Raw genomic sequence first — 14019 nt, 5'->3', positions numbered from 1 at the left:
CTAAACCGGAGTGTACATGAAAGATTGGACTCCAGCGTCAAGATTTCACATATCGTATGGCGAAGTGAAGGAAGGTGATACATTCATGATGGAAGAAACATGGGTTGTTGCTGTACGGTCTATTATCGCCTTTTTGACCCTGATCATCTATACAAGGGTGCTGGGCAAACAGCAAATGGGCAACTTGACGTATTTTGATTACATTAACGGCATAACGATCGGTTCCCTTGCAGGTACATTTGCGACGGATCTATCTTCCAAAGCGTGGATTCATTTTGTAGCCTTGACCATTTTCACAATCATCACGATCGTCTTTCAGTATATTACGCTGAAAAATCGTACGATCTCCAAACTGATGGACTCTGATCCTACACTGGTCATTCAGAACGGTAAAATTCTTGAACAGAACCTGCATACAATGCGTGTGAAATTCGACGAATTGACCATGATGCTGCGACAAAAGGATGTATTCGACATCACTACGCTGGATTATGCCATTCTTGAACCGGACGGCAGTCTCTCTGTGGTGTTGAAACCGGAAAACCAACCGGTAACGGCAAAAGATATGCATATGCATCCTGCCAAGAGCAAGCTGATGACCGAGATTATCATTGACGGCGTCCTGATTAAGCAAAATCTGAAGGAACGAAACAAGGATACCACCTGGCTCAGTGAGCAGCTTAAGAAACAAAAAGTAACAATACAGGATATTGCTTTTGCCGCCATATTGCCTAACGATAAATTGTATATTGATCTGTTCGAGGATAAGATCACCGATAAAATCGATATGGGCGATTATGAGGGGCCTTTCTAACTCTTTACATGAAGGAGGCGGTTGAATGAAAACGCGTTTCTGGTTGCTGTATGTGCTTCCGATCTGCCTCTTGCTTGTGTTCACAGCGATTATGGTTAGCGGGACCTTTCTCAAGAAACCCTTTGGCGCTGATGATCGCTTGCTTGAGTCTATACACAAACTGGAAAAGCAGGTCGAAGGCAAACAATGGACGGAAGCCAAATCTCAAGTTAATTATGCAATGAATGCCTGGGAAAAAATCGTCAATCGCATCCAGTTCAGTGTGGAGCGTGAGACGATCTACGATATTCTCGGTACCCTGGCAAGGATCAAAGGCGGTGTTGCTGCAGAAGATGATAAGGCGATTATGGAAGAAATTTATTACTTTTATGTGTTATGGGATAATCTTGGCGACTGACCCTGAGACAAACAAAAGGCACTCTCCTTTAATATAGATTAAAGGAAGTGCCTTCTCTGTTTTGTTAAACGTTACGCCCACGTAATCCACGGGATTTTGGCGTGCGGGCCGTGCTTTCCTTTCGGAAAAAGAGCGTAAGCGCACCCTTCGCACACCACAATGCAAACAGTGCAAATAGCGTTCCCCAGAAAAGCGCTGGGAGGAATGTCTGCTGAGCCAGATTCGCCGCATCCCCTGCCCGCGAAGGTTGTGTCCAGGACATCAGCCCGACGTACATTGCACTGACAACGGACTCTTCCAATGTAAGAAAAGCCAGTAACAAATAATAGAATTTCGCAATTTTGGCACCAAAAATCATAATCACGACATTCAGGGCAATGAAGCCTGTAAGCCACAACATCCCGAATTCTCCCCTTACATAGAAGAGAAGCGACACAAGAGCTACACCTGTCATGATGCCGAGTCCCCACATGTGCCGTCCTTTTCGATATAGATAAAATAGCAACCATGCAAAGAGGGATGCGGTTATATAACCCGCCAGGGAAACCACTATGGATCTGCTTGGTGTCAGCATGGACGAATAGGTTACACCGCTGTGATCAGCATATAATTCAATACGCAATACTTTGCCGGATAACAACAATGTCACCAGCGCATGGCCAAATTCGTGAATCATTGTATCCAGGTTACGAAACAATGAAGAAAACGGGATAAAACGGGTCAGTATCGCTGAACCCATCAGAAACAGTATGGTTTTGAGCCATTTATTCAATCCGGTCCTACCTCCCTTGCCATCAAGTAAAACTGCCTGTCTGTATACTACGTCGCTACATTGTAATCGTTTCGATCCATAAAATGTGCTGCGCAATATTGCATCCACCAACAAAAACTCCGATTATGACCGATGAAAAAAGAAGACAGATCATAACGACCCGTTCCTGTCTCCAATGTGACCAGCAATCTGTTGCGCATCCGCGTCAGCGCATAAGTCACAAATTGATCGGCTGCCTCATTTTGTACAAGTGTAACATAGGCATACAGGGAATGATCTACCGGTTCGTCCAGCGGGCTTACACCTGCACAAGAAAACTCGGTGCTTACGCCTGCTTTATGAAGCAAAGTCAAGGCATCGACAAGCTCAGCATCCACTTCAACACCGTTCCAGATCTCCGTTCTCTTCTCTGCGACCGTCTGCTTCTCGCGTTCCGTCCAGTGCATTAACTCCAGCTTGCGTCTTCTCCATAGATGGGCAGGCTGCTGGCTTAACAGCACTTCCTGTTCTTCATTTAAATCCATAAGCACTTCCTCCCGTTCCCTGCGTAATCTCCGATCACCTTGAACTACGAAAAGAGCACATCCCTGTGCTCTCTGCGTGGCAAAAGATAAAGGAATGGCACAGCCACTCCTCAGCATGTTGTATTATTGTACCTTTTTCGATGACAGGCATCAAATGGGTTAATCTTTTACATGTACTCAGCTTCCTGACGAAGCAATGGCTCTATTCATTCAATGCCAGTTTCAGTGCCTCCAAATTCTGGCGCATTACACCGATGTAATCCATTCCTGCTGCGATTTCCTCTTCCGTCAACCCTTCAATCGGGTTCAATACAGCCGTTTTGGCCCCTACTTCACTGGCGATGGTCTCAGACACTTTGGATGAAACCAGCGTTTCGAAGAAAATCGTCTTGACCTGATGCTCCTTGGCAAAATTAATAACGGATGCCATTTGTGCTGCCGAAGGTTCCTGGTCAGGAGACAGCCCGGCAATCGGTACCTGCTGCAGACCATATTCCTGTGCAAGATAACCGAATGCAGCATGCTGTGTGATGAAATCTTTACGTTTGCTGTCTGCCACAGCCGCCTTGAAGTCCTGATCCAGCGCCTCCAGTTTGGCTATGTAGGCATCGGCATTTTGCTTAAACTGTTCAGCATGTTCAGGTGCAGCCTGTGTGAGTCCAGCCTCGATATTCCGTACTTCCTTCACGGCAAGTGTAGGTGACAACCATACGTGGGGGTCAAGTCCACCATGATCGTGATCATGTGTATGGCCTGCATCTGCTCCTGCATCATGGTCGTGATCATGCTCCTCTGTCGTGGCTTCATCCGCATGGTCATGCGTGTCCGATGAATCGGCATGTTCGTGTTCATGATCATGCTCATCTTCTTCTGAACCTTTCAGCAAATCGATCCCATGGCTTGCTTCCACTTGAATGAGTTTGGCATTGGTCAGACTATTCGTAACTTGACCGATCCAGGACTCCATACCCGCTCCATTATAAACAAGTACATCCGCTTTCTCGATGCTTGCCATATCCTGTGGTGTCGGTTCCCAGTCATGGGGTTCCATACCGGCAGGAACAAGTGTATGAACATTGGCCAGATCACCAGCCACATTTTTGGTGAATTCGTACATCGGATAGAAGCTGACTTCAACGTTCAGTTTGGCTTCTTCGGTCTCTGCGGGTACTGGCCTGTTAGCCGGGGTGGTACTGGATTCGGAAGTTGCCTGTTTTTGTCCACAACCCGCTACGATGAGTGTAAGACTGAATAATAGTGCAAGAGCTGAACTTTTATTGAATTTCATGTGTTGTATTCTCCCTTGAATGTATGAATAGAGTCGCACGTTGTTGTTTTCTCTCTTTACGATGACGTTTACGGTTATATCGTCCAATCAGCTTCTGTGCCGATATTCCAATCAATAGAAAGACGAGCAGGATAAGAGCAATCGTTCCTCCCGGTGGTGTATTTAAATGATAAGAGGTTGTCAGTCCGCTAAAAATACCGATTAATCCGGTGACGATAGCGATAAGGATCGCTGCTGCAAAACTGCGTGACAATCTCAGTGCCAGGGCAGCGGGCAGTACGATTAATGCAGAGACAAGCAATACGCCGACAATCGGCATGGCTGAAGCTACAGTCATCCCTGTCAGAACAGCAAATGCAAATGATAAACTTTTAACCTGAATGCCTCCAATGGAAGCTGTCTCCTCATCAAACGTCAAATTGTACAAGGGTCTGCGGAGCACGATGAAAAAAATCAGTCCAATGACGCACACAGCAGCCATAATCCATAACTGCATATCACTAACTGCAACGATGGAACCGAACAAGTAGGAGCTGAATGTCTTGGACAGATTGGTTTTCAGACTCATGAGCACCACAGCAAGGGCCAGCCCCGATGTCATAATGATCGCTACAGGCACCTCGCTATACGTCAGGTAATTTCGCCGGAGTTGTTCTACCAGCAATGCGCCGATAATCGCAATCGCAAATCCACAGATCACCGGATCAAGGTTCATGATGGAACCCAGAGCAACCCCAGCCAATGAAACATGGGATAACGTATCCGCCATCAGTACTTGGCGTCGAAGCATTAGATAGACTCCTAAAATTGGAGCAATGACTCCGATCAGTCCGCCTGCCCAGAAAGCACGCTGCATGAATTCGTACTCAAACACTGCCATTCCTCACTTTCTTGCCGCTCCAGGGTAATCGTCCGGTCTAACCGATTGCCCATCTCTTCCAGTCCGTGGGTTACCATAACGATAGTTAGCCCATGAACGTCGGCATAATGGCGCATCAGATCATAGAACCCTTCACGACTGCGTCGGTCCATGCCTGTAGTCGGCTCATCCAACACAAGTACCTGCGGCTCGCCTGCCAAGGCTCTGGCAATGCAGATCCGCTGCTTTTGTCCACCCGACAGTTCGCCAACCCGGGCGTTGCGGTATTCCCACATGCCAACTTCCCGTAAGCTGCGCTCCACAATCGCTTCCTGCTCGGATGTGAATCTGCGGAACAAGCCGAGTTTGCGGTAACATCCGGAGCGCACCAGTTCGATTACCGTACTGGGAAATCCACTGTTGAACGATGCGACCTGTTGGGGTACATACCCAATGTTCAGCTTGCTGCCACGTATGGACTGTGCATTCATATGTACCGTGCCGCTCCAGGGCTGTAAAAGCCCCAGCAGCAACTTCAACATGGTTGTTTTCGCAGAACCGTTGGGGCCTGTAATGCCCACAAACTCCCCAACATGGATATCCAGCGACAATTGGTCAATGACAGGCTCTTTGGCGTATCCAAATACCACATCACGCATGGAAGATAAGATCATGGTTTTTCCTCTTTTCGTAAATATTACGATGTAAAAATAACAAAAAAAATTATCTGGTTTCCCGGTGAATCGTCATTTTCTTCAATCGTGGTGAATATTTCTTCAATTCGATCCGTTCCGGATGGTTACGCTTGTTCTTGGTTGTTGTATAGTTGCGATCTCCGCACTCGGTGCAGGCTAAAGTTACGATGACTCTCATAGATATGGCCTCCTCTGGTTTTTAATCGTAATCATTACTATTTAATGATATTAGCCTATGCTTTTTCTTTTGTCAACATTACAAGTTTTTAAAGGCTCTAAATCGAAACCGAATTTGGGGATCATTATCCCTTACGTGAAAATAACTCTGTTCAGAGCAAATATAAAGTAACGGCAACTTGGACCTGTAAATCGTAAAAATGTTGATTAATTGAAGGGAATGTGTATGATGCGGACAGTACAAGCATATATTTCACCAAAGTCCGGTTCTGGAGGTCTGTTCCGATGAAAATGGCAGCTAATCTAAAGCTCCTGTCATTCCTTATTCCCTGTGCATTTCTTGTTCCCGTGTTAATCACAATGGCTTCTGATCTGAAAGAAGCATGGAACAGTGAAGCCTTACAAAATATGAAAACGATATTCATCAGCATTTTCCTCGAAGCGGCTCCATTTCTGCTCATAGGGGTGTTGTTGTCTTCGCTAATGCAATGGTTTGTTTCGGAGGAAATGATTCGTAAACTCACGCCCAAGAACCCCGTCGGAGGTGTTCTGGTCGCTGGTCTGCTGGGAATTATTTTCCCCATCTGCGAATGTGGCATGATTCCGGTCGTACGTCGGTTGATGCATAAAGGCATGCCGCCCTATATCGCGGTGACCTTTATTCTTAGCGGCCCTGTTGTAAATCCAATTGTTTTTACCGCGACTCTGCTCGCTTTTCCTTCCCATCCTGAAATTACGATTGCCCGTATGGGACTGGCCTTTGCTGTTGCAGCTTCCATTGGTGGTCTGGTCTATATGTTCGTCCGCCAGAATCCTCTACGTAAGCCGAAGGCTATAGTGACGGAGGTCAAGACACATCCTGGATTTAAAATGGCACAGCCTCATTCGCACGCTGTCGACCATGATCACGCGCGTGATAAGAACTGGCGCAGTTTTTTCATTCATGCCGGTGACGAATTCGTCGATATGAGCAAATATTTGGTGATTGGCGCTCTCATTACAGCCAGCATTCAAACCTTTATCAGCCGCAGTGATCTCATTTCTCTGGGCAACGGCCCTGTCGCCTCCTATGCATTCATGATGGGTTTTGCGTATGTATTGTCTCTTTGTTCGACATCCGATGCATTCGTAGCCTCTGCCTTCTCTCACACGTTTGCATTAGGGCCGCTGTTATCCTTTCTCGTTCTCGGTCCAATGCTAGATTTCAAAAGCACATTGATGCTGCTCTCCACCTTCCGAACCCGGTTCGTTATTGGTTTGAGCCTGGCCATTATTATGTTGGTTTTCGCCGGGTCGTGGTTGATTAACCTTTTGGCATGAACATTGATGAACATGTTTAATGACATTAATTATTAAGTGTATGAACTTTCATTTTGGCTACTATGGGCTCGTTCATTATCCCGCTTATCCGAGAAAGCATTCACGAAGTCATGATCTGAATAAAGAGGTGATTATATGAACCATCCTGGTTATACGATGTCCAAAGCTCCTGTTTCCAAATCCCCACCCATCCAATGGCATAACCTGATTCGTGCGTTGTGGATCGGCGGGCTGGCTGTATACATCATTCATTTGAATACAAGCGATTCTCTTCATTATTATCTGGCACCAACGATGCAACGATTGCTTCTCTGCTGTCCTGTTCCCTTTTTATTTATTGCCGCTATCATGGCCTGGCACGGACTGTTTGGCAATAACCACCTCCATTGTGACTGTGAGCATCCGCCTCCTTCGGGATGGGCACGCAGCACGCTGATCTATGGCTTGATTGCCATTCCTTTAGTACTTGGTTTTCTTTTGCCCGATCAGGCGCTAGGCAGTTCCATGGCCAGTCAAAAAGGCATGTCACTTTCCTATGGACCTCCGGAGATTCGTCGAAAGGAACCTTTACCTGATACAGCAGAGCTGGACATTAAAGATCTATCCAAAAAAACTGCAACTGTTGAATTATCTGCGCCAGCCGCAAAAGTACAATTCGTTCCCCCGGACGAGTACAGTCGTGAATTTGCCGAACTGGCAGAGAAATTAAATGCCGAATCGGTCATCAAGGTATTCCCCGAAATCTTCTCCGAGACGTTGGGCTCCATCGACATGTTCCAACGACAATTTGCAGGCAAGGACATCTCCCTGACAGGGTTTGTATATCGAGATAAAAGCATGGATCAGGAATCTCATTTTGCATTAGGGCGATTTCTGGTGATGTGCTGCCCCGCAGACGCTGCTCCCTTTGGTGTGATGATTCATGTCCCGAATGCAGACAGCTTTCCAACAGACAGTTGGGTACAAATCGATGGCACAATTGGATCGGCTCAGGTGAATGGTAAAGATACCATTGAGATTCGAGCAGAAAAGGTAACACCTGTCGAGCAGCCATCCACCCCTTACATTTACACGAATGCAGATTCGGTAAAGGCATATGATAAGCTACAAAATAAATAAGAAAAGCCCCGAAGCTATGGAGTGCATAGCCTTCGGGGCTTTGAATTTAATTCAGGCATAAGGTTAAACCTTGTTTGCTTGATATATTATTCAGTAACGATATCATGAACCAATACAGGCGCATCGGCGTGATCCGCAATCGTAATGTTTTCTTTAATCTTCGCGATTACGTCTGCCACGTCTTCACGATTGGCATGGATGGTTACGAGGGATTCGCCAGCTTTAACCGGGTCACCCACTTTTTTGTTGAGCATCAACCCCACGGCGAGATCGATCTCGGATTCTTTCGTTGCACGGCCTGCGCCAAGCAGCATTGCCGCAGTACCGATTTCGTCAGCAACGATGCCAGCTACATATCCGTCTTTATCCGCTGGTACTTCCACCAGATATTTTGCCTGTGGCAAGCGATCCGGGTGATCTACTACTGAAGCGTCTCCACCTTGGTTTGCCAGGAAATCTTTGAATTTCTCCAGCGCTTTACCGTTCTGAATCACTTCTTTCAATTTCTCTTCAGCTTGCTCCAGAGAGTCTGCTTTACCAGCAAGGTATACCATTTGACGTCCAAGCGCCAGACACAGTTCTTCCAGATCCTTCGGTCCTTTACCTTGCAGTGTAAGAATGGCTTCTTTCACTTCAAGCGCGTTACCGATAGCCAGACCCAGAGGTTGGGACATATCGGAAATGACAGCCATCGTTTTACGTCCAACATTGTTACCGATGCTTACCATGGCATGTGCCAGTTCTTTCGCATCTTCCTTAGTCTTCATGAATGCACCAGCACCTGTTTTGACATCCAGTACGATGGCATCAGCACCTGCTGCAATTTTCTTACTCATGATGGAGCTGGCGATCAGTGGGATGGAGTTAACGGTAGCTGTAACGTCACGCAGAGCATAAAGCTTTTTGTCTGCTGGCGTAAGGTTGCCACTCTGACCGATAACAGCAACTTTGTACTCGTTCACGAGTCGGATGAACTCTTCTTTCTCCAGCTCCACATGGAAGCCTGCAACGGATTCCAGTTTGTCTGTTGTACCACCTGTGTGACCTAATCCACGTCCGGACATTTTGGCAACAGGAACATCCAGAGCAGCAACGAGCGGTGCGAGTACCAACGTTGTTGTATCACCCACACCACCTGTGGAGTGCTTGTCTACCTTGATGCCTTCGATTGCGGACAAATCGATTGTTTCGCCTGAGTTTACCATGGACATAGTTAAATCCGCGCGTTCCTTGTCGGTCATATCCTTGAAGAATATTGCCATCGCCCATGCGCTGACTTGGTAATCCGGAATTTCACCTTGTGTGTATCCTTGTACAACAAAATCAATCTCAGCTGTTGTCAGTTCTTTTCCGTCGCGTTTCTTGGCAATAATGTCTACCATTCTCATGATGATCTCTCCTTCGTTGTAGGTGATTATATAGAACACTTTGTGCTGTATCCGTTCCGGCCCCGGATCGTTCTTTTGATCGCTGTTGTCTCCAAGTTTTTTAATCCATTTGGTAATGGAGAAAACTCGGAGACAAAGGCGAACGCTTTGCTTCTTCAGAATCGATTCCGGTTCCTCCACTACGTGCTCAGAACAAAAATTTCGATACAATCAATTGATAGTTTGTTAAAAAGAACACTTTGTGTTGCATTCGTTCCGGCCCCGGATCGTTCTTTTGATCGCTGTTGTCTCCAAGTTTTTTTAATCCATTTTGTAATGGAGAAAACACGGAGACAAAGGTGAACGCTTCGCTTCTTCAGAATCGATTCCGGTTCCTCCACTACGTGCTCAGAACAAAAGTTTCGATACAATCAATTGATTATTGAATATAAAATGCAACAATTACAGCGTGATTGCTGTTTCCAGGGCTACCACCATCATGTCGTTGAACGTTTTTTGGCGTTCTTCGGCGGAAGTTTCTTCACCTGTCAGCAAGTGATCACTTACCGTCAGGATGGTCAGTGCGTTTACGCCAAATTTGGCTGCGAGTGTGTACAATGCCGTTGTTTCCATCTCAACGCCCAGTACGCCGTGCTGCATCAATTTCTCAGTCACGGAACGATCGTCACGATAGAAGGAATCGGAGCTGAATACGTTACCGACATGGATTTTCATGCCTTTTGCAGTTGCACGATCATACGCTTCTTTGAGCAGGGAGAACGTAGCGATCGGCGAGAAGTCATATCCACCAAATACAAGCTTGTTCATGCTGGAATCTGTACAAGAAGCTTGAGCGAGAATGACATCACGGACATGAACATGTTCTTGCATGCCCCCACAAGTCCCTACACGAATCAGGTTTTTTACGCCATATTCGCTGATCAGTTCGTTAGCATAAATGCTGAACGAAGGAATCCCCATGCCGGAACCTTGCACCGAGATACGATGTCCCTGATATGTACCCGTGAATCCGAGCATGCCGCGAACCTCGTTGTAACAAACGACATCTTCAAGATACGTATCCGCAATAAATTTTGCTCGCAATGGGTCTCCTGGCAAAAGGATCGTTTCTGCGATATCTCCGGGATTAGCTCCAATATGTGTACTCATAATTAATCTCCTCCAGTTATCCATGTGATTGAATGAAGGTCAGGACCGGAGCAGCAGCACTGCCCCAGTCGTTGTCCTGTCCTACTTTTTCATAAAAAATATAACTTCTATTCCCCGTGTGCCGTTAAAAGCGTGTATCTCACTTCAGGTCCTTCAGGAAACTTGTGCCGTATTCCGGCAGTTTCACCCCGAAGTTCTCAGCTACCGTAGCTCCAAGGTCTGCAAACGTGCTGCGCAGCTCGAGTTTTTTACCTCCATTGAAGCGTGGCGAGTAGACAAGCAGTGGCACATACTCCCGTGTGTGATCCGTACCGCGGTAGGTTGGATCATTACCATGGTCAGCTGTGATGAGAAGCAGATCATCGTTGGTCATTTTGCTGAAAATCTCAGGCAGACGAGCATCATAATCTTCAAGCGCCTGAGCATAGCCTTGTGGATCACGACGATGGCCGTACAGGGCGTCGAAGTCAACCAGGTTCAAAAAGCTGAGTCCAGTGAATTCTTCATCCATCGTTTCGGACAATTTGTCCATGCCATCCATGTTGGAGACGGTGCGAACGGACTTGGTTACACCTTCGCCATCGTAGATATCTGCGATTTTACCCAAGGCAATTACGTCAAATCCGCCATCTTTGAGTTCATTCATCACAGTGCGGCCAAACGGTTTAAGCGCGTAATCATGACGGTTGGCTGTACGTTTGAAGTTACCCACTTCACCTACAAATGGACGGGCAATGATACGTCCCAACATGTAGGGATCATCAAGCGTAATCTCACGGCAGAACTCACAGATCTCATACAGTTCTTTCAAAGGAACAACATCTTCGTGAGCTGCAATCTGCAGAACCGAGTCTGCAGATGTGTATATAATCAGGGCGCCTGTTTTCACATGCTCTTCGCCCAATTCATCAATGATTTCCGTTCCGCTGGCCGGTTTATTCCCAATCACCTTGCGACCTGTTTTTTCCTCAATGCGCTGAATCAATTCATCCGGGAATCCGTCTGGAAACACACGGAAAGGGGTATCAATGTACAGGCCCATCAGTTCCCAGTGACCCGTCATGGTGTCTTTGCCTCTGGATGCTTCCTGCATCTTGGTGTAAAAGGCTCTTGGTGCATCCGCTACAGGGACACCCTCTATTTCCTTAATATTGGACAGTCCAAGACTGGCCATATGAGGCATCTTCAACCCTCCGCGTTCACGTGCAATGTGACCAAAGGTGTCGACGTCGAAATCATCGAATTCAGCCGCATCCGGCGCTTCACCGATTCCTACGGAATCCATAACAATCAGATGTACTCTTTTAAAAGTTGACATAACTTAAGCACTCCTTCCAATAATCCGGCTTATAAGAACAGTCCGGCGATGATCGCAGACAGTACGCTGACAAGCGATGCACCGTAAAGCAGCTTCAGACCGAAGCGGGCCACCACGTTACCTTGTTTCTCATGAAGTCCCTTCACTGCACCGGCGATAATACCGATGGAGGAGAAGTTCGCAAACGATACGAGGAAGACGGATACGATCCCTGTTGTTCTGGCAGACAATGCAGTCTGTTTCGTCAGATCAAGCATAGCAACGAATTCGTTGGATACCATTTTGGTAGCCATAATGCTTCCCGCCTGAATCGCTTCCTTCCAAGGAACACCCATAATGAAGGCAAATGGTGCAAACACATAACCAAGCAGTTGCTGGAACGAAATGCCGAGCACCGCACTGAAGATCCCGTTAACGAGCGCGATCAAGGCAACAAAACCGATTAACATCGCAGCAACGACGATGGCAACTTTGAATCCATCCAAGATGTACTCGCCCAGCATTTCGAAGAAGGACTGTTTCTCCTCTTCCTGCACTTCCAATATATCTTCTTCTTCCGTTACCTGATAAGGATTCACGATGGAAGCAATGATAAAACCGCCAAACAGGTTCAGCACGAGAGCCGTAACCACATATTTTGGATCAATCATGGACATATAGGCACCGACAATCGACATCGATACCGTGGACATCGCTGAGGCACACAAGGTGTACAGCCGATGTTTAGGCAACAACCCAATTTGTTTTTTCACAGAAATGAACACTTCAGATTGCCCCAATACAGCCGAAGCAACCGCGTTATATGATTCCAGTTTGCCCATTCCGTTGATTTTGCTTAGTACCAGACCAATATATTTTATAACAAAAGGCAAGATTCGGATATACTGCAATATCCCAATGAGCGCTGAGATGACGACGATTGGCATCAAGACACTGAGGAAGAACGGCGCGCCCCCACTTTCTGCCCCTACGGTAGTCAAACCGCCGAACACAAATGAGATACCTTCATTCGCATAGGCAAGCAAACTTTCAAATACGGTCGCGAAACCGCCAATCAAAAAGGTACCCACTTCCGTGTTTAACAATGCATATCCCAGTATAACTTGCAAAACAACCATAATGATTAGTGGACGATATCGGATCTTCTTTTTACCGTTGCTGACCAGATAGGCTAGTCCAAAGACAACAAGTATACCAAGAAGGGCAATTAGGAATTTCATTCTATCTCTCCTTTGAAGGTAGTTAAGCCGGATGTTCATTCAGCTCAAAGGTTTACCATGTATGTGATGAATTATCCTTTCAGAAAACAAGTAAAGCGCTTACAACAAATTCGGTCTTTTTAAGGAATATTTTTTGATAAAAAAACGGAATAGAATCTTCAGGACAAGAACCTGTTCTCCACCTCCGCTTCCCACGGAATATGAAGAACAAGTTCCTCCTGTAGATCTTTAACTCAATTCAATTGAAACGTCCAACAACTCGTATTAATAAGTCGATGTAGACTGTTGGCCCTGCATGATTTTCACACCAGAACTGGCGCCAATCCGAGTTGCTCCTGCTTCGATCAATTTTTGCATATCTTCCAGACTTCTCACGCCGCCGGAAGCCTTCACACCAATGTCAGGACCTACAGTGCGACGCATCAAAGCGATATCTTCTGGTGTTGCTCCGCCTGTAGAGAACCCTGTGGACGTCTTGACAAAATCAGCTCCAGCTCTCACGGCTGCCTGACATGCGCGTACTTTCTCTTCATCCGTTAACAGACAAGTTTCAATAATGACTTTCACCAATGCATTGCCTGCTGCGGCTTCAACAACTGCACGAATATCCTGTTCCACAACATCATCTTTGCTGTCTTTCAAAGCACTGATGTTAATGACCATATCCACCTCAGTAGCACCTTTAGCAATAGCGTCTTTGGTTTCGAACGCTTTGGTCTCGGAAGTGGAAGCACCCAGAGGGAAACCAATAACGGTGCAAATATCTACGCCAGTACCTTGAAGCTGCTCAGCCGCGTAAGCAACCCAGCCCGGGTTAACACATACCGAAGCAAACTGATATTGCTTTGCTTCTTCTGTCAATTTGGCCATTTCACTTTGTGTAGCGTCTGCACGAAGCAAGGTATGATCTATCATTTTGGCTAATTGTGGTGTTGTCAATTGAATCTCCCCTTATCTGAACAAGTTATTTTCTATATCC

General features: G+C 46.4%; 15 protein-coding genes. 4 read left to right on the top strand and 11 right to left on the bottom strand.

Features of this window, described 5'->3' with window-relative positions:
• Positions 1-85: 85 nt before the first annotated feature.
• Together JNUCC31_RS32545 and JNUCC31_RS32540 are read left to right on the top strand one after the other, a co-directional pair.
• Positions 86-814, top strand: coding sequence for a DUF421 domain-containing protein (locus tag JNUCC31_RS32545; protein ID WP_192267397.1), 729 nt, complete (start codon positions 86-88; stop codon positions 812-814).
• A gap of 25 nt (positions 815-839) precedes the next feature.
• Positions 840-1211, top strand: a complete 372-nt coding sequence (locus JNUCC31_RS32540) for a DUF4363 family protein (protein ID WP_053780601.1) — start codon at positions 840-842, stop codon at positions 1209-1211.
• Positions 1212-1275: 64 nt separating this feature from the next.
• Here JNUCC31_RS32540 and JNUCC31_RS32535 read toward each other — a convergent pair whose 3' ends face one another.
• The 6 genes from JNUCC31_RS32535 to rpmG all read right to left on the bottom strand — a co-directional run bounded on the left by JNUCC31_RS32535 (position 1276) and on the right by rpmG (position 5527).
• The gene (locus JNUCC31_RS32535; RefSeq protein WP_192267396.1) at positions 1276-1983 is read right to left on the bottom strand and encodes a M50 family metallopeptidase; all 708 of its coding nucleotides are present in this window, start codon (positions 1981-1983) and stop codon (positions 1276-1278) included.
• Between the two features lie 47 nt (positions 1984-2030).
• Positions 2031-2507, bottom strand: coding sequence for a hypothetical protein (locus JNUCC31_RS32530; protein ID WP_192267395.1), 477 nt, complete (start codon positions 2505-2507; stop codon positions 2031-2033).
• Between the two features lie 202 nt (positions 2508-2709).
• Positions 2710-3795 carry a metal ABC transporter substrate-binding protein gene (locus JNUCC31_RS32525; RefSeq protein ID WP_192267394.1) on the bottom strand — a complete coding sequence of 362 codons (1086 nt, stop codon included), beginning with the start codon at positions 3793-3795 and terminating at the stop codon, positions 2710-2712.
• Entirely contained in the window at positions 3782-4675 is an 894-nt protein-coding gene (locus JNUCC31_RS32520; protein ID WP_192267393.1) for a metal ABC transporter permease, read from the bottom strand. The genes JNUCC31_RS32525 and JNUCC31_RS32520 overlap by 14 nt, the downstream gene beginning before the upstream one ends.
• Positions 4621-5328: a metal ABC transporter ATP-binding protein gene (locus JNUCC31_RS32515; protein WP_192267392.1), complete on the bottom strand. Its 708-nt coding sequence runs from the start codon at positions 5326-5328 to the stop codon at positions 4621-4623. The genes JNUCC31_RS32520 and JNUCC31_RS32515 overlap by 55 nt, the downstream gene beginning before the upstream one ends.
• 49 nt (positions 5329-5377) lie before the next feature.
• Positions 5378-5527 (bottom strand): 50S ribosomal protein L33, encoded by a 150-nt coding sequence (gene rpmG / locus JNUCC31_RS32510; protein ID WP_024631975.1) that lies wholly within the window; start codon positions 5525-5527, stop codon positions 5378-5380.
• A gap of 284 nt (positions 5528-5811) precedes the next feature.
• Between rpmG and JNUCC31_RS32505 the strand changes: the two genes are divergently transcribed.
• Complete coding sequence (locus JNUCC31_RS32505; RefSeq protein ID WP_192267391.1) at positions 5812-6846, top strand: permease; 1035 nt, start codon at positions 5812-5814, stop codon at positions 6844-6846.
• Between the two features lie 135 nt (positions 6847-6981).
• Positions 6982-7965, top strand: coding sequence for a TIGR03943 family putative permease subunit (locus tag JNUCC31_RS32500; protein ID WP_192267390.1), 984 nt, complete (start codon positions 6982-6984; stop codon positions 7963-7965).
• Positions 7966-8051: 86 nt separating this feature from the next.
• Here JNUCC31_RS32500 and JNUCC31_RS32495 read toward each other — a convergent pair whose 3' ends face one another.
• From JNUCC31_RS32495 to deoC, 5 genes are all read right to left on the bottom strand, one after another.
• Positions 8052-9353, bottom strand: coding sequence for a pyrimidine-nucleoside phosphorylase (locus tag JNUCC31_RS32495; protein ID WP_192267389.1), 1302 nt, complete (start codon positions 9351-9353; stop codon positions 8052-8054).
• A 441-nt stretch (positions 9354-9794) separates the two neighbouring features.
• A complete protein-coding gene (gene deoD / locus JNUCC31_RS32490; protein ID WP_192267388.1) occupies positions 9795-10502 on the bottom strand; it encodes a purine-nucleoside phosphorylase in 708 nt (235 codons plus the stop codon).
• A gap of 139 nt (positions 10503-10641) precedes the next feature.
• A complete protein-coding gene (gene deoB, locus JNUCC31_RS32485; RefSeq protein WP_192267387.1) occupies positions 10642-11820 on the bottom strand; it encodes a phosphopentomutase in 1179 nt (392 codons plus the stop codon).
• A gap of 29 nt (positions 11821-11849) precedes the next feature.
• Positions 11850-13040 carry a NupC/NupG family nucleoside CNT transporter gene (locus JNUCC31_RS32480; RefSeq protein ID WP_192267386.1) on the bottom strand — a complete coding sequence of 397 codons (1191 nt, stop codon included), beginning with the start codon at positions 13038-13040 and terminating at the stop codon, positions 11850-11852.
• Between the two features lie 264 nt (positions 13041-13304).
• Positions 13305-13955, bottom strand: a complete 651-nt coding sequence (gene deoC, locus JNUCC31_RS32475; RefSeq protein WP_192273531.1) for a deoxyribose-phosphate aldolase — start codon at positions 13953-13955, stop codon at positions 13305-13307.
• Positions 13956-14019: the final 64 nt, after the last annotated feature.

It is taken from the genome of Paenibacillus sp. JNUCC-31 (assembly GCF_014844075.1).
In the GTDB taxonomy this organism is placed as follows: Bacteria; Bacillota; Bacilli; order Paenibacillales; family Paenibacillaceae; genus Paenibacillus.
This window is presented reverse-complemented; position numbering and strand designations above follow the sequence as displayed.